This window comes from Nocardia sp. NBC_01388, from assembly GCF_045040085.1.
In the GTDB taxonomy this organism is placed as follows: domain Bacteria; phylum Actinomycetota; class Actinomycetes; order Mycobacteriales; family Mycobacteriaceae; genus Nocardia.
In genome coordinates this window covers 2,178,237-2,193,824 of record NZ_CP109553.1, presented here as the reverse complement: position 1 = coordinate 2,193,824, position 15,588 = coordinate 2,178,237, and the positions used below count along the sequence as shown (strand labels likewise).

Below are 15,588 nucleotides of genomic sequence, written 5' to 3'. Positions count from 1 at the left end.
CAGAAGGGACGTCCATGCAGGTCAAGCAGTCGAGCAAGCTGGCGGGTGTGTCGTACGAGATCCGCGGACCGGTGGCCGAGCACGCGGCCCGGCTCGAGGCCGAGGGCCATCACGTGGTCAAGCTCAATACCGGCAACCCGCTGACGTTCGGATTCGAAGCACCTGCGGACATGTTGCAGGACATGATTCGCAATCTGCCGTCCTCGAGCGGGTACTCGTCCTCGAAGGGGCTGCTGTCCGCGCGGCGGTCGGTCGTGCAGTACTACCAGACCCTCGGCGTCGAGGATGTCGACGTCGAAGAGGTCTTCCTCGGCAACGGCGTCTCCGAACTGATCATGATGGCCATGACGGCACTGCTGGAGAACGGTGACGAAGTACTCGTTCCCGCACCGGATTTCCCGCTCTGGACCGCGGCCACGGCGCTCAATGGCGGTAAGCCCGTGCACTACATCTGCGATGAGGGCTCCGACTGGTTCCCGGATGTGGCCGATATCGAATCCAAGGTCACCGACCGCACGCGGGCCATCGTGCTCATCAATCCGAACAATCCCACAGGCGCGGTGTACTCGCCCGAGGTGGTGCGGCAGGTGCTCGAGGTCGCGCGGCGGCACAACCTGGTGGTGTTCTCCGACGAGATCTACGACAAGATCCTGTACGACGATCTGAAGCACACGGCGACTGCCTCGCTTGCGCCGGACCTGTTGTGCCTGACCTTCTCCGGGCTGTCGAAGTCCTATCGGGCCGCCGGATTCCGTTCCGGGTGGCTGGTGGTTTCCGGGCCGACGCAGCACGCGCAGAACTACCTCGAAGGCCTGACCATGCTCGCGGGTCTGCGGCTGTGCGCGAATGTGCCTGCGCAGCAAGCCATTCAGGCGGCGCTCGGCGGGCATCAGAGCATTTTCGATCTCACCGCGCCCGGCGGGCGGCTGCACGAGCAGCGTGATCGCGCATGGGAGGCTCTCAATGCCATTCCCGGCATCTCGTGTGTGAAGCCCAAGGGTGCGCTGTACGCCTTCCCGCGCATCGATCTCGAGATGTACCCGATCCACAATGACGAGCAGTTCGTGCTGGATCTGCTGCTGCAGGAGAAGATCCACATCGTGCAGGGCACGGGCTTCAACTGGCCGCGCCCCGACCACTTCCGGATCGTGACGCTGCCGCACGCCGATGACCTGGAGGCGATCATCGAACGCATCGGCCGCTTCCTGGCCACCTACCGGCAGTGACGGGCGGCGCGAAAGATATCTCGAGAAATGTCCGGAGATACGTCGAACTGATGTGATGGGCTCCGACCAGTAGGTGAAAGCAGGTCACCAACTCGTCAGGAGCCCATCATGAGCACCACCGTCACCACCTTCCTCTGGTTCGACACCCAGGCCGAGGAGGCCGCGGAGTTCTACACCACGCTGGTCCCCGGTTCCCGGATCACCGATATTTCGCGCGGCCCTGATGGCGCGGCCTTCATCGTCTCCCTCGAATTGGCAGGTCACTCCCTGACTCTGCTCAATGGCGGCCCGGCACATCCGCACACAGATGCCGCCTCCATCCAGGTGGTCGTCGACGGCCAGGAAGAGGTCGACCGCCTCTGGGACGCCTTCACCGCCGAGGGCAAGCCCGGCCCGTGCGGCTGGCTCACCGACAAGTACGGCCTCTCCTGGCAGGTGGTCCCCTCCGGCCTCCCGCAACTCATGGGCGGCACCGACCCCGCCCGCAGCGCGGCGGCCTCCGTCGCCCTGCGCACCATGTCCAAGATCGACCTGAAAACCCTGCAGGACGCCTACGACAACGCCTGAACCAGCACACCGCATTCGGCCGGCCCGGAAACACCCCGGGCCGGCCGAATCATGCGATACCTATTTCTGAGCTGTTCAGGGCTATTTCAGGGCGACGCGTGCACCGCCCGAGAACATCGAGTCGTGAAACTCGACGGTGACCGGGACCGTGCCTTTGGGAACATCGAACGGGATGCTCACGGAAATCTTGTTGCCAGGATTGATTTCGGCGGTCAGGTCTCCGTTGGCCGCAAGCTCGGCCGAGGTGTCATTGCTGTACTGTTTGCCCTGATCGTCGATCAGCTTCTGATTCTCACCGAAGTAGCTCTGCGCCTTGTCGCCGATATTGGTGATGGCGACATGTACGAGGACATACTCGCCCTGCGCGGTCTTGCGCAGGATCTCATTGTCGCCGACTGTCGTGACGGGCGGGTCGACCGCGGTAACGGCGAAGGCGAACTTGCCATCTCGCACTTCCGAGCCTGCCGCCGCCACCGCCGTGCTCTTGTCGGTGCCCTTCGAAACCTCATGTGCGGCAGTGCCGACCAGGGCGAAGCACCCACCGAAGAACAACACGACCACAGCGAGCAGAATCCAGGGCCAGAGCTTCCGCTTCTTTCTGGGCGGCGGGGGATACCCCTGCCCGTACATCGGCGGACCACCCGGAGGCGGAGGTACCGGCTGATTCGGAATGGACATGGGCAACCTTCAATTCACTGTTCGCGCAAGGGCCGACCCTTCCCTCGCGGATGGATCGATCAATGTTGCCAATTATGAACCAGTTTCGCGGAATTGATCGCAGATCGAATTACCGAGAAGGCTGCTTGGTGTTTAAAAGGCCTTACAGGAGTAGATATTCGGACATTTCCCCCGTAGGAAACTCTCCGGCATCTAACTATTAGCTGATGCGCGGCGACTGAGGCATATTCCCAGGACCAGCAGGGCCGTGATGCCCCCGCAGCTCAGGACCGCGGAGGGGGAGGTGCGGTCCAGGAGCAGGCAACCGGCCAGGGCGCTCAGGGAGAAGGTTGCCTGGAAGGAGGCGGTGAACAGGACGGAGGAGACTTCGGCGTGATCGGGGACGACGCGGGCGAAACAGGTCTGCAGGATGACCGGGATGCCGCCGTAACCGATGCCCCAGATGAGCAGCAGGGCTGCGGCGCCGAATTCCGCTCGGCCGAGTGTCGGCAATAGGAGCATGGCGGCCGCCATCGCAGCGGCTGCGGAGATCAGTGCGGCGCGGGGGTGGTTGGTAATCATGCTGCCGCCCAGGGCATTTCCGGCGATTCCCGCGATGCCGTAGAGCAGCAGGAGGGCGGTGACGCTGCTTTGGTTGCGGGAGAGGGCGCAAGAAGTATGGACACAGGGTCCAGTCCAGCAACTCGCGCGCCCGATCACCGGCGGGTCTGCGCCACCATAGTGCGGCCGACCAAGATCACCAGGAACTGCGGGCGGCATTGTGCGAGTGGTCGCCGCACTCAGTTCCTGGTCGATGACGGCAGGCCGACTTCAGCGGCCCCCGCCTCGATCGCGGTACGGGCGGCGGGGTTCGATGGTTCTGAGGTCTTCTGGGTTCAGTGCGAAGCGGCGAGGTCCACTGTGCAGTTGCCGGGACGGGTCGGCGCCGGCTGCGCCTGAGTGGCGGCTTGCGGTATTGATGATTTGCAGCGTGGCGACCAGGAAGTCCATCAATTCCAGGCCCAGTGGACCGGTGTAGTCGTAGTCCGAGAGTTTCCGGAACTCGTCGGCGAAGCGGATACGCAGCCGGTTCGCCTCCTCGGAGGCGTAGGCGCCCTCGGCGATTCGCTGTGCATCCCGCGCAATGGCGTTCAATCGATCTGCGCTGTAGGTCATCTCGCGCCTGCCTTCATCGGCTGGCCGCCACAGCCGAATTTCAGGGTACCGCGTTCACGATGCGAACAATGTTGCACCGCGGGGTTCGGGTGCACGCAATTCGGCCTCTCGACAGCGGTTTACGCGCTGCCGAGAGGCCGAATGCTGTTGCTCAGGAAGGGTTGGTCTCCTGATCGAGCGCGTCGATCAGAAAGCCGAGCGAGCCCTTGAGCGCCTCACGCTGCGGCGCGTCGAGGCGCGCCATGGCCGCCGCGAAGCGCTGAATGCGGGCCGAGGTCAGGCCGGTGACCAGATCGTGAGCACGGGAGGTTGCGCTCAGGAGTTGGGCACGGCCGTCTTCCGGGTCGGCGTCGCGGACGATATAGCCCGCCTTCTCCAGGCCGGTGACCATGCGCGACATGGTCGGCGCGCTGACGCGTTCGATATTCGCCAGATCGCTCAGTCGCATCGGCCCGCCGCGGGCGACCGACGCCAGGGCCGAAGCGGCGCCGGGGCTGAGCTGGCCCAGATCGCCCGAGGTGCGCAGCAGCCGCAGCAGGCGGCCGATCGAGTGGTAGAGATCGGCCGCCTCCGTCAGCTGGTCGGGGTCGGCGACACTCGTGGGCTGTTGCAGCGTGGCCTCCTCGATCATCGGGTCAGATTCCCGCGCGGTCGGCTTCGATGAGTTCCTCGGTCTCGTCGGGAACCTTCCCGCTGCCGGCGAACCACGAAGCCACTGCGCCGATCAGCATCATAAATGCGGCGACCAGGAATACGACGATCAGACCCGAATGGAACGGCCCGGAGATCAAGTGCGGGAAGAACTCCTGACCGGTGAGGACATCGCTGTTCACGCCCGGCTTGTCGAGAGTGCCGCTGGGGCCGAGCAATTCCTTGAACGGGTTGTAGCCCAGGAAGGTCGCGAACAGGCTGCCCACCGGGGGCATATCCGCAACCTGACCGGCGACCTGCGCGGACACGCCCTGGCTCTGCAGACCGGAATTCATTGCACCGGGCAGGGTTCCGGACAGACCGACGATCATGAGCGAGAAGAACACGCCGATCGACAGCGCCATGCCGCCGTTCATCAGCGTGCCGCGCATGCCGGAGGCGACGCCACGTTGCGATGCCGGTACCGCGCCCATGATCTCGGCGGTGTTCGGCGAGGTGAAGATGCCGGTGCCGAGACCGTTGAGCAGGATGATCAGTCCGAACAGCCAGTAGTTGAAGTCGACCGGGATGATCACCAGCAGCACGAAGGTGACCGCTGCCAGCGTGAGACCGCCGGCCGCGAACAGCCGGGGGCCGTATTTATCGCTGAGCCAACCCGAAACCGGGCCCGCCACCAGGAATCCGACGGTCAACGGCAGCATGTAGATGCCGGCCCACAGGGGAGTGGATTCGAAGTCGTACCCGTGCAGGGGCAACCAGATGCCCTGCAGCCAGATGATGAGCATGAACTGCATGCCACCGCGTCCCAGCGATGCCATCAGGCCGGCGAGGTTGCCGAGTCCGAAGGCCCGATTGCGGAACAGCGACAGCTGGAACATCGGCTGGCTGACCTTGGATTCGATGTAGCAGAACAGCAGCAGCAGTGCGATGCCGCCGAAGACGCCGGCGAGCACCCACGGGTTGCCCCAGCCGGTCTTCGAATCACCGTACGGCTGGATGCCGTAGGTGATGCCCGACAGTAGTGCGGTCAGGCCCAGCGCGAAGGTGAGGGTGCCGGGGATGTCCAGCGATCCGGGCGTGCGGGTGCCGGTGTCGTGCAGCGAGCGGTACGACCACACGGTGCCGAGGATGCCGAACGGAATGGTGACCCAGAAGATCGCCTTCCAGTCCCACTCCGAAAGAATGCCGCCGATGAGCAGACCCAGGAACGAACCGGCAACGGCCGCAACCTGATTGATGCCCAGCGCCACACCGCGACGGTTGGCGGGGAAGGCATCGGTGAGGATCGCCGCCGAGTTGGCCATCAGCATGGCGCCACCGACGCCCTGCACCACACGCCAGCCGATCAGCCACAGTGCTCCGGCCCCGTGCGTGAACGGATCGAAGGACAGGGCGATCGCACAGAGGGTGAACACCACGAACCCGAGGTTGTAGATCTTCACCCGGCCGAACATGTCGCCGAGTCGCCCGAACATGACCACCAGTACCGCCGAGGTCAGCAGGAAGCCCATGAGCAGCCACAGCAGGTAGCTCACATTGCCGGGTTCGAGCGGATTCAGGTCGACGCCGCGGAAGATCGCGGGCAGCGAGATGATCACGATCGACGAGTTGATGGTGACCATGAGCATGCCCAATGTGGTGTTGGACAGCGCTACCCACTTGTAGTGCGGATGGTCCCGGTCGACGCGAAGGCGCCGGCGAATGGTCTGGACATCATCTTTGTCCAGATCGGTGGTCGGTGCCGCAGCCAACTTAGCCTCCCAAAAACGCAACTTACGAACCTGTCCAATATAGTTGCATAAGGCTAACTAACTAAATGGTGGGCTGGCTCACCTCGCTGACCAGGCCTAATGCGCCGGGAGCGAGCCGATTGTTGAACGAAGTTCGGCGCGTCGAGTCGGTCGGACCTTTTGGCGGGTAGGTGGGTGCCGGTGAGCTGCCCGGCGGTTTCCCAGAGCCCGGCCGCGACCTTGCGATCGCGCGCGCGGCGGGCGATAGAGGCCGGACCCGACGGACCGACCAGGCCGAATCGCTCTGTGGGGCCGTAGTATTCGCCGCTGCGCACAGCGGGATGGGCGGGGGCGTAGCGAGGGGCACGAAACCCATCTCCTGCAGGGTCTTAGTACCTTGAGGCCGGTAGTTTTCGAAACGATCGATCAGGGGAGGGGCAGGCGATGCCTGTACCGGACTACGACGAATTCGACCTCGTCGCAGTAGGGCAAGACGGAACGCTGGTACTGAATATGCGGGAGGACCGTTCCGTCAACGACGTCGGCGTGGACGCGGAACTTCTGATCAGGGACTTCCGCCGCAAACTGGATCACTACGTACACGCCATCTCCTCGGGCTACGCCGCCCAGTTCGCGGTGCGGAAGGGGGTCACCAAGGTCACTCGAATACGGATCGAACTGTCCAGCTTCGAGCGTCCGGCTCCCGGAGTAATGGCAATGCTCGAGTCCGTGGGTAGGGAGTTGCCCGGCGTCAATGTGACCGGTGTGTGGGTCGATCTGTCCGATGTCGGTCTGGACGTCATCGAACAGGCTTTGGTTACCACGCTCACCGAGGAGCTTCGGCCGGGGTGGAAATCCGTGCAGCTGTGGGTATATGCGGTCGGCGGGTTTCGATACGCCACGATCGAAGCGACGTACGGCCTGATGAAGACGGTGCGCTCCGAGCCGTCGGAAAATGTGTGGGCGATGCTCGGCGAGCACAAGCGCGTCTCCTACGACGAGCGCACCGGCACCTGGATGAGCGGGCATGTCCTGATCGAGCGAGACGACTTCAAATGTGTCTTCCACAATGACGGCGCCCCAGAGGGCATGCCGCCGCTCGACCAGCAGGACTATCGGCGAGAGTTCGAGCTGTATCCACGCGTCCTCGCGCATATTCCCGAGTCGATCAAGCAGCTCAACGGTTCGACACTACTCATTACGCCCATTATCGAGGGTATATCCGCAACGGATGTCGATGCCGAGACTCTCGAGGCCGAGGTGCTGAAGGTCTTCCTGCCCTTGTTACCGCGCAAGTGGACCTTCGCTTACATGTGGTTCTCGATGGTGGGCGGCGAAGGGCATGCCGGAATATCGGTGACGGTCGGCAAGGGCGCGGTGCAGAATCTGCAACCCCCGGAGGCGATGCTCGCACTCCTGACCAGGCTCAAGAAGGCGGCTTACGATCCGCGGACCGGCACCTGGATGAGCGGGCGGCTCGAGTTCAAACCCGGGGGTCAATACCGTTCGCAGTTCTCCAATAGCGAGACGCCGGAATGGGTTCCGGCCCCCACCGCGGCCGAGTATCGGTATGAGTTCGAGGTCTATCCGCGCGATCCGAGTGAGATTCCCGAGAGTATTCGCCGCCTGGTGATGTGACGCGTGGAGCGGTAGTCGTCGCCTCCGTGGGTCGGAATCCGAAAACTCATGCGGCGATCTGCGCGAGCAACGATCGAGTCGGTTGTACCTCCGTGATCGTGTACTCGGCCAGGTCCTCACGATGGAACGGATCCTCGGTGACCAACTGCTCGATCGTGGCGCGGTCCATGCCCTGAGCGAGGATCACACCTCCAGTACGCGGGACTTTCCTTCCGGACATCAGGAATTCGCCGGTAGCCAGGTGCCGGTCGATGTATTCGTAGTGCTCGGGAATCCAGCGATCGAGCTGGTCGAGTGCGCCGTCACGGTAGGTCAATTCGAGAATGAACATGACCTCAGGGAACTCCGTGGTCGCGAATTCGTCCACGAGGCAACGCCTTACGAACGTTTCGAGATGCCTGGCGCGCGAGGTCGGTGGCGAGCTGCGCGAGCGCGAGGTGGCGGGTGTCACGCGGATACGCCAGTCCGAGTCGTAGTCGCGGGGCATCGACCGTCAGCGGCCGCCACACCAATTCCGGCGCTTGCGCACCGTCACGCTCCGGTCGTAGGGCGACACATGCTGTGCTGTAGTCGAGTTCGGCCACCATGATGGATCGGCGCGCGGTCGCTGTTCGGATTCTCGGCTGCCAGCCATTGCGGTGGCACACCGCGAGGACCTCATCGTGGTAGCCCGGGGCGAGGTCACGGCGAAACCACAGCAGGTCTTGGCCTTCGAGGTCCGTCCAGTCGATGCGATCGAGTGCGGCCAAACTGTGCCGGGAGTGCATCAGCACACCCAATGGTTCATCGGCAACAACTGTCAGGACCAGGTTTTCGACCTCGACCGGCAATGACAGCACACCGGCATCGAGCACGCCGCGCTGCAGCATCGGAAGCTGGACGGCGGTCGCGAGGTCCTGGAACTCCACCACCGCACCCGCCTGCCGGGCTGCCGAGGCGATCAGCGCGGGCAGGTCGGACAGCACGCCGGGCGGAATGCCGATCGACAGCGTCGGATTCGCCGCTGCGGCCGCCACCGCCCGTGCGCCGCGATCGACGGCAGTCAGCGCAACCTGCGCCTCGGGAAGCAATGCCCGCCCCGCCGCGGTCAACGTCATACCGGCGGGCGAACGCTCGAACAGGGCGGTCCCAAGCTCCTGTTCCAACGCCCGCAATTGCTGACTCAGCGACGGCGAACGCAGTCCGAGTGCCTCAGCGGCCCGGGTCAGGTTCTCCTCCCGCGCGATCGCGCAGAAATACCGCAGCTGTCGAAGTTCCACTCACGCAGCTAACCAGATGCGCGCAGTCCGGCAGGCGACCTGTTCATTCCGCTACCGCTCATGGGCTCATCGGGACATCCCAGCGGTCGGTGAGTCAGCCGTCGACGGGTCGCGACACGCCCACGGCGGGTCGCTGCGATCGCGGGCCGCCGCGTCCGCACCGAACCACACCGTGCCGGTGGCGAATACACCGGAATCCGGTAGTTCGCCGGCCTCGCTTCCGTCGGCCAGTATCCGCAAGGTGCCGCGCGCATGAGGGAATCATGAGGTCGGCAGCCGTGATTCGCGCGCTGACGGCGACGGTTCAACGAGACGTGAGGTGATGGCGGAGCAGAACCGCGAGTTGGGCACTGGCGCAGTCGAAGGGATGGCTGGATTGCAGGGCACGGCTCTGCACGATCGCTCCCTCGATCGTCAACAGGAGCAGGGCGGCCATCGAGCATGCGGGGGCGCGGTCGATGCCGGCGGCGATCAGGCCGTCGGCCAGACGGGCAGTCCATTCGGTGAAGGCCTGACCGGCCGCGGATTGCACGGCCGGGTCCTGTCCGTAGAGTGCCGCGGCCATCATGAACGAGCCGACGCGATAGTCGCTGGACTCCAATGGATCACGCCAATAGGCGAACAGCTCGTCGAGCCAGCCTTCCAGCGAGGGAGCGGTCGCGAGCGCGTCCGCCATCCGGCTCACATGCGAATACCCCATCCGGGAAACGGATTTCGCCGCCGTACCTACGAGTTCCTCTTTACCGAGCGGAAAGTGCCGGTACAGCGAATCGGGTGAGGCATCACTGCGTTCGAGCAGTTCGGTGAGCCCGGTGGCGTGCACACCATGCTCCATGACCGTCAGGATCGTGTTCAGAATCAGTCGGGCGCGCGGTCCGGCGGGCATGGAGCTTCCTCGATCTCGACGTGTCAGTAGCGGCCGAAGGCGAGCGCGACATTGTGCCCGCCGAATCCGAACGAGTTGTTGATCGCGTACTCGATATCCTGACGGCGCGCCTCGCCGTGCACGACATCGAGGTCGATCTCCGGATCCTGGTTCTCCAGATTCAGCGTCGGGGGCACGATGCCGTCCCGAATGCTGAGGACCGTGAGGATCGATTCGAGCGCCCCGACGGCGCCGATCGAGTGGCCCAGGGCGGATTTCGGCGCGTACACCGAGGCGTGGCCGACTCCGGCCCGGTGAATCGCATTCTTCTCGGCGGTGTCACCGATGGGAGTGGCGGTGGCGTGCGCGTTCACGTGCGTGATGTCCCTGGCCGACAGACCGGCGGTCTGCAGGGCCCGCGTCATCGCCCGGCCTGCCCCGGCGCCCTCCGGATCCGGCGCCACCAGGTGGAATCCGTCGGAGGTGATGCCCGCACCCAGGAGCCGCGCGTGGATCGTCGCGCCCCGGGCCTTGGCGTGCTCCTCGGTCTCGATGACCATGAGCGCACCCGCTTCGCCGAAGACGAAACCGTCGCGATCCTTGTCGAAGGGCCGGGAAGCGCCCTTCGGATCGTGATTACGGGTGCTCATGGCCCGCATCATCGAGAATGCCGCGATCGGCACCGCATCGATATAGCCCTCGACGCCACCGGTGACGGCGATATCCGCGTCGCCCATGACGATCATGCGCCATGCGGTGGCAATGGCCTCCGAACCCGAGGAGCACGCGGACACCGGAGTGATCACTCCCGCACGAGCTTTCAGTTCCAGACCGACCACGGCCGACGGACCGTTGGGCATGATCATCTGCACGGCGAGTGGCGAAATCTTGCGGTAGCCCTCACTTTTCAGGCGATCGTTCGAGCTGACGACGGCATCCGCGCCGCCGAGCCCGGTGCCGATCGCGACGGCCAGCCGCAGCGGGTCGACGTCCGGGCTGCCCGCGTTCTTCCAGACCTCGCGCCCCATGACGGTGGCCAGCCGCTCGACATAGGACATGCGGCGGATCTCGACCCGGCTCAGCAGCGTGTCCGGCGACACCTTCAGGTGACCGCCGATGTGCACCGGAAGGTCGTAGTCCGTGATGAAATCGTCGGTGAGCGTGTCGATGCCGCTCTCGCCGTTGAGAAGGCCCTTCCACGTCGCATCGACATCGCTGGCGATGGAGGTGGTCGCCGCCATGCTGGTGACGACAACGCTGGGGAATTTTCCGTTCGAACTGAAAGGGTTGGTCATGACGACCCGCCCGCTATTCGCCGTGGCTCTCTTCGAACTTGGACTTGAGTTCCGCCGCGAGCTCGGAGTTCTCGACCTCCATCTTCTGCACGTAGGCCACCGCGTCACCGACGGTACGCAGGCTGGTCAGGTCCTCGTCCGGAATCTTGATGCCGTACTTGTCCTCGAGCTGCACGGCGATCTCCACCAGCGACAGCGAATCGATGTCCAGATCGTCGACGAAGGACTTCTCGATCGTCACCTCGGCGGCCTCGATACCGGTCACTTCCTCGACGATCTCGGCAATGCCCGCGACGATCTGTTCCTGCGTGGTTGTCATAAATATCCCCTAGCTCGTTGCGTTGGATACCGATAGTCCACCTGCTCAGCGCACTGCATGACCGGCGACCGGTTGGTTCTCTCAAACCGATTGCCGCTCAACGTCTTTTGCTTTGACTACCGCCGCCAAACTTATAGACCGCCGCTGCCTCTTCGAGACGGACGCCGCTACGAACGTACGTGAGAGTCTTTGTGGGAACCCTCTAAGAGTGATGTCTCACAACAAGTCACTGGATGCCGTGCGCTCCCGGAGCCAGCGAAGCACTTGATCGGCATGCTGATCAGGCGGAAACACCGGGTAGAAGACGTGCTCAATCACCCCCCGGTCGACAATGAGCGTCATGCGCCTATAGAGCGACACACCCTCGACATCGAAGGTCGGAATCGAAAGCGCCTTTGCCAGAAGCAGTTCCGGATCGGACAGCATCGAGAAGGGCAGATGCAGCCGTTCGACAACTTCACGCTGATACGTGGAGTCCTGGCTGGACAACCCGAACACACGCTGCGCGCCCGCGACAATAAGATCGTCGTGGTGGTCGCGAAAGTCGCACGCCTGGGCCGTGCAGCCACGAGCTCCCGGTATCGCATTCCAACCGGCGGGCAGGTCGATATCCGGGCGACCGGTCATCGGATAGAGGTAGAGGACCGTGCGGCCCGCACCCAGCATGCCGAGATCGATGGTCACGTTATCGGTGCTGTCGAGAGTGAGTGCGGGTAGCCGCAGGCCGGGAAGGTGTGCTGCCGCACCGTCATCGACCGGGACCGGCAGATCCGCCGGGAGCGTGAGCAGATTCGAGGCGGGTGGCTGCGCAATCGCGCTCTGCCGGTAAGCCGCCGTGCGCAGCCGAAGCGTCAAGGCGTCCCGGCGTTCTGTGAGGGCCTCGATGTGGTCATCGAGTGTGTCGATCGCGTGCTGGTACTCGGCCAGGGAGGCCGGACAATCGTCGCCGTGCTCACCGCCCGATGCCAGGCAGTCCAGGAACGGCCGGGTCTCTTCGACCGGGATCCCGAGGCGATTCAGCGTCCGGATCTCGCGCACCAGACGCACATCGTATTCGTCGTATTCGCGGTAGCCGCTGGCATTGCGGGCCGGGGATACCAGGCCGAGCGCCTCGTATCTGCGGATTGCCTTCGGGCTGACCTCGGCCGCGTGGGCGAGTTGACCAATTCTCACCGGGTGAACGTAAGCCCTGCCCCCGAGGGCAAGGTCAACCCATGCGGCGGGGGCCGTAGTGCGGGCCGAAGCGGCGGCCGCGCAGGACTACGAAGAACAGCAGGGGGAAGATGAAGAAGGGGACGATATGGGTTGCTATCACGAAGGCTGTTGCGAAGGCGAGGACGCCTGCCAGGCCGATTGCGGGGAGCAGTAGGCGCGGGTCGCGGCGGTGCTGGGGGACCGGCGGGGTTGGGGCGGGTGCCGGTTGGGGGAGGTCGGCGAACAGGATGGTCAGTTCGTCGGTGGTTTTGGCGGCGTAGGCGCGGCCTACGCGGTCGTCGTATTCGTCGAGGTCCAGGCGGCCGGCGGCGAAATGCCTACCGAGCGCCTCGGCCGCTTGTTCACGCTCTGCCGTGCCGACGCGCACGGCGGGCGGCCCGAATACCGCAGGGCTGAAATCGGTCATATCAACCTTCTCACCGGGGAACCAATGACGCTGTCAACCACAGTAGGCCGATTTTCGGCGGTTGGCCTGCGCCCCTGGACGTATAGCGACCTACACCCGGAGGCGTACTCGCACCGGCCGGTTCACGCGGCGCGGAACGCTTTGTCGCCGACGCGGTCGGGGTCGGTGATGTGGGAGAGGAACAGGCGAGCGGTGGGGGGCGGTGTACGGGTGGTGACAACGTGCCAGGGGCGGCTGAGTGGCGTTCCGTCTATAGGGAGAACTTCCAGACGCCGGCCGACCAGATCGTTTTCGACGGCATCGGTGTGGATGAGGGTGATGCCCAAACCTTCTCGAGCAGCCGCGAGAGCTGCGCCGTGGGTGCCGAGAGTCAGTGTCGGCGGACGTATTTGGAGCCGATCGAAGAGTGCGAGGGTGGTGTCACGGGTGCCGGAGCCGGTGCCGCGCAGGAGCCAGGTGGCTTCGGATGGGTCCGGCCAGAGACCGGGTGCGCCGACGACCACCAGTTGGGAGGGTCTGCGAGCGCGTGTCACCAGCCCAGCTTCTCGTGGTGGGCGACCTGCCACCACGAGATCTGTTTCGTGGTGCGTCAATTCGACAAAGAGCACATCGCGCGGCTGGATGGAGAACCCCAATTCGATGTCGGGGTAGCGGTTTCGGAACGAGGCCATCAGGCGCAGGAGGACGAACTCGCCCGCGGTGGCGACCACCCCGATGCGCAGCCGACCGGTTTCGGCGGCCCGGACCGCGGCGTGAGCCTCCTTCATCAACCCGAGAATGCTGCGGCAGTAATCGGCGTAGACGCGGCCGGCTTCGGTGAGTGCGATACCCCGGCCGGATTTGGCTATGAGCTTAGCGCCCAACTGTTTTTCGATGTGCGAAACGGCCGCGGAGGCAGCGGCTTCGGTGATGTGCAACTGCGCGGCCGCCCGGCGGATGCTGCTGTGGCGGGCAACCGCGAGGAAGGTTTCCATGCGGACCGCGCTCACAGTACCCATCATCAAAAGGTAGCAAACACGACGAAATGGTTGAGGGAGACGAGAAACAATCGAATTGTTTGTCGATAACTCTGCCGTCATCCTGGGAATCGCAAGTGGCCCAACCCAGTTCGCAGGAGGAATGATGGCCGGATCTGTGGACGATCGAGACGGTGCACGCGGCAGATGGGATCCCGGCGTGCAGACCTACGCGTCGATGGGATACTACGCGCCCGATTATCAGCCCAAGGACACCGATGTGCTGGCGGTGTTCCGGGTGACCCCGCAGCCGGGGGTCGACCCGATCGAGGCCTCGGCGGCGGTGGCGGGCGAATCCTCCACTGCCACATGGACGGTCGTCTGGACCGACCGCCTCACCGCGCACGAGCGCTATCAAGCCAAGTGCTACCGGGTCGACGAGGTGCCGGGGCGGCCGGGGGAGTACTTCGCCTACGTCGCCTACGATCTCGACCTCTTCGAGGAGGGTTCGATCACCAATCTGACCTCCTCGGTCATCGGCAATGTGTTCGGATTCAAACCGCTGCAGGCATTGCGCCTGGAGGATATGCGGATTCCCGTGGCATACGTGAAGACTTTTCAGGGTCCTCCGCACGGAATCGTTATGGAACGGGAACACCTGAATAAATACGGTCGACCGTTGCTCGGCGCCACGGTGAAACCGAAACTCGGTCTCTCCGCACGCAACTACGGTCGCGTAGTATACGAAGCCTGTAAGGGCGGACTGGATTTCACCAAGGACGACGAGAACATCAACTCGCAGCCGTTCATGCGCTGGCGTGATCGCTACCTGTTCGCCATGGAGGGCGTCAACCGTGCCATCGCCGATACCGGCGAGCTGAAGGGGCATTATCTGAATGTCACCGCCGCCGACATGGAGGATATGTACGAGCGCGCCGAGTTCGCCAAATCCCTTGGCAGCGTGATCATCATGATGGATCTGACGGTCGGCTACACCGCCATGCAGTCCATGTCGAAGTGGGCACGCCGCAATGGCATGCTGCTGCACCTGCATCGCGCCGGGCACTCCACCTACACGCGGCAGAAGACGCACGGGGTGAGCTTCCGAGTGCTGGCGAAATGGTGCCGGCTGATCGGCGTCGATCATCTGCACGCCGGCACTGTCATCGGCAAGCTCGAAGGTGATCCGCACACCGTCAAGGGGTTCTACGACACGTTGCGCGACAACCACATTCCCGCGAATCCGCGCAATGGCATCTTCTTCGACCAGGACTGGGCGAGCCTGCCCGGTGTCCTGCCGGTCGCCTCCGGCGGCATTCACGCCGGTCAGATGCACCAGTTGCTGGACCTGTTCGGCGACGATGTGTGCCTGCAGTTCGGCGGCGGCACCATCGGGCATCCGATGGGCATCGCCGCGGGCGCGGAGGCCAATCGCGTCGCCCTGGAGGTGGTGGTGAAGGCCCGCAACGAGGGTCGCGATCTGCTCAAGGAGGGCCCGGACGTGCTGCGCCGTGCTGCCGAGACCAATCGCCCGCTCGCGGTCGCGCTGAAGACCTGGGGCGACGTCACCTTCGAGTACACCTCGACCGACGCCCCCGATGCCGTGCCGACGTCCACTCGCTGAACGC

17 protein-coding genes are annotated in these 15,588 nt (G+C 64.2%); 4 read left to right on the top strand and 13 right to left on the bottom strand.

What is annotated here, in order from left to right:
* Nucleotides 1-14 precede the first annotated feature (14 nt).
* On the top strand, nucleotides 15-1,226 hold the full coding sequence (locus tag OG716_RS10260) for a pyridoxal phosphate-dependent aminotransferase (protein ID WP_405137396.1): 1,212 nt from the start codon (nucleotides 15-17) through the stop codon (nucleotides 1,224-1,226).
* 108 nt (nucleotides 1,227-1,334) lie between these two features.
* Nucleotides 1,335-1,793, top strand: a complete 459-nt coding sequence (locus tag OG716_RS10255; protein WP_355127721.1) for a VOC family protein — start codon at nucleotides 1,335-1,337, stop codon at nucleotides 1,791-1,793.
* An 81-nt stretch (nucleotides 1,794-1,874) separates the two neighbouring features.
* Here OG716_RS10255 and OG716_RS10250 read toward each other — a convergent pair whose 3' ends face one another.
* The 5 genes from OG716_RS10250 to OG716_RS10230 form a co-directional block, all read right to left on the bottom strand.
* The gene (locus tag OG716_RS10250) at nucleotides 1,875-2,471 is read right to left on the bottom strand and encodes a DUF4352 domain-containing protein (RefSeq protein WP_405137395.1); all 597 of its coding nucleotides are present in this window, start codon (nucleotides 2,469-2,471) and stop codon (nucleotides 1,875-1,877) included.
* A gap of 192 nt (nucleotides 2,472-2,663) precedes the next feature.
* Nucleotides 2,664-3,032 (bottom strand): hypothetical protein, encoded by a 369-nt coding sequence (locus tag OG716_RS10245; RefSeq protein ID WP_405137394.1) that lies wholly within the window; start codon nucleotides 3,030-3,032, stop codon nucleotides 2,664-2,666.
* A 249-nt stretch (nucleotides 3,033-3,281) separates the two neighbouring features.
* Nucleotides 3,282-3,626 (bottom strand): hypothetical protein, encoded by a 345-nt coding sequence (locus tag OG716_RS10240; RefSeq protein ID WP_405137393.1) that lies wholly within the window; start codon nucleotides 3,624-3,626, stop codon nucleotides 3,282-3,284.
* 151 nt (nucleotides 3,627-3,777) lie between these two features.
* Nucleotides 3,778-4,257, bottom strand: coding sequence for a MarR family winged helix-turn-helix transcriptional regulator (locus OG716_RS10235; RefSeq protein WP_405137392.1), 480 nt, complete (start codon nucleotides 4,255-4,257; stop codon nucleotides 3,778-3,780).
* Nucleotides 4,258-4,261: 4 nt separating this feature from the next.
* Nucleotides 4,262-6,028: an MFS transporter gene (locus OG716_RS10230; RefSeq protein ID WP_405137391.1), complete on the bottom strand. Its 1,767-nt coding sequence runs from the start codon at nucleotides 6,026-6,028 to the stop codon at nucleotides 4,262-4,264.
* Between the two features lie 423 nt (nucleotides 6,029-6,451).
* Between OG716_RS10230 and OG716_RS10225 the strand changes: the two genes are divergently transcribed.
* Nucleotides 6,452-7,645, top strand: coding sequence for a hypothetical protein (locus OG716_RS10225; RefSeq protein ID WP_405137390.1), 1,194 nt, complete (start codon nucleotides 6,452-6,454; stop codon nucleotides 7,643-7,645).
* 46 nt (nucleotides 7,646-7,691) lie between these two features.
* Here the strand turns inward: OG716_RS10225 and OG716_RS10220 are convergent, their stop codons facing one another.
* From OG716_RS10220 to OG716_RS10185, 8 genes are all read right to left on the bottom strand, one after another.
* Nucleotides 7,692-8,012, bottom strand: a complete 321-nt coding sequence (locus tag OG716_RS10220) for a YciI family protein (RefSeq protein ID WP_405137389.1) — start codon at nucleotides 8,010-8,012, stop codon at nucleotides 7,692-7,694.
* Nucleotides 7,981-8,904, bottom strand: a complete 924-nt coding sequence (locus tag OG716_RS10215) for a LysR family transcriptional regulator (protein ID WP_405137388.1) — start codon at nucleotides 8,902-8,904, stop codon at nucleotides 7,981-7,983. Before OG716_RS10215 ends, OG716_RS10220 begins: the two co-directional genes overlap by 32 nt.
* 304 nt (nucleotides 8,905-9,208) lie before the next feature.
* Entirely contained in the window at nucleotides 9,209-9,790 is a 582-nt protein-coding gene (locus OG716_RS10210; protein ID WP_405137387.1) for a TetR/AcrR family transcriptional regulator, read from the bottom strand.
* Nucleotides 9,791-9,813: 23 nt separating this feature from the next.
* Entirely contained in the window at nucleotides 9,814-11,064 is a 1,251-nt protein-coding gene (locus OG716_RS10205; RefSeq protein WP_405137386.1) for a KasA/KasB family beta-ketoacyl-ACP synthase, read from the bottom strand.
* Nucleotides 11,065-11,077: 13 nt separating this feature from the next.
* The gene (acpM, locus tag OG716_RS10200; RefSeq protein ID WP_355127711.1) at nucleotides 11,078-11,383 is read right to left on the bottom strand and encodes a meromycolate extension acyl carrier protein AcpM; all 306 of its coding nucleotides are present in this window, start codon (nucleotides 11,381-11,383) and stop codon (nucleotides 11,078-11,080) included.
* Nucleotides 11,384-11,599: 216 nt separating this feature from the next.
* Nucleotides 11,600-12,556 (bottom strand): MerR family transcriptional regulator, encoded by a 957-nt coding sequence (locus OG716_RS10195; RefSeq protein WP_405137385.1) that lies wholly within the window; start codon nucleotides 12,554-12,556, stop codon nucleotides 11,600-11,602.
* 34 nt (nucleotides 12,557-12,590) lie between these two features.
* A complete protein-coding gene (locus tag OG716_RS10190; protein WP_405137384.1) occupies nucleotides 12,591-13,004 on the bottom strand; it encodes a DUF1707 domain-containing protein in 414 nt (137 codons plus the stop codon).
* A 122-nt stretch (nucleotides 13,005-13,126) separates the two neighbouring features.
* Nucleotides 13,127-14,002, bottom strand: coding sequence for a LysR family transcriptional regulator (locus OG716_RS10185; protein WP_405137383.1), 876 nt, complete (start codon nucleotides 14,000-14,002; stop codon nucleotides 13,127-13,129).
* A gap of 124 nt (nucleotides 14,003-14,126) precedes the next feature.
* On the opposite strand from OG716_RS10185, the gene OG716_RS10180 reads away from it, so the two are divergent.
* A complete protein-coding gene (locus tag OG716_RS10180; RefSeq protein ID WP_355131685.1) occupies nucleotides 14,127-15,584 on the top strand; it encodes a form I ribulose bisphosphate carboxylase large subunit in 1,458 nt (485 codons plus the stop codon).
* Nucleotides 15,585-15,588: the final 4 nt, after the last annotated feature.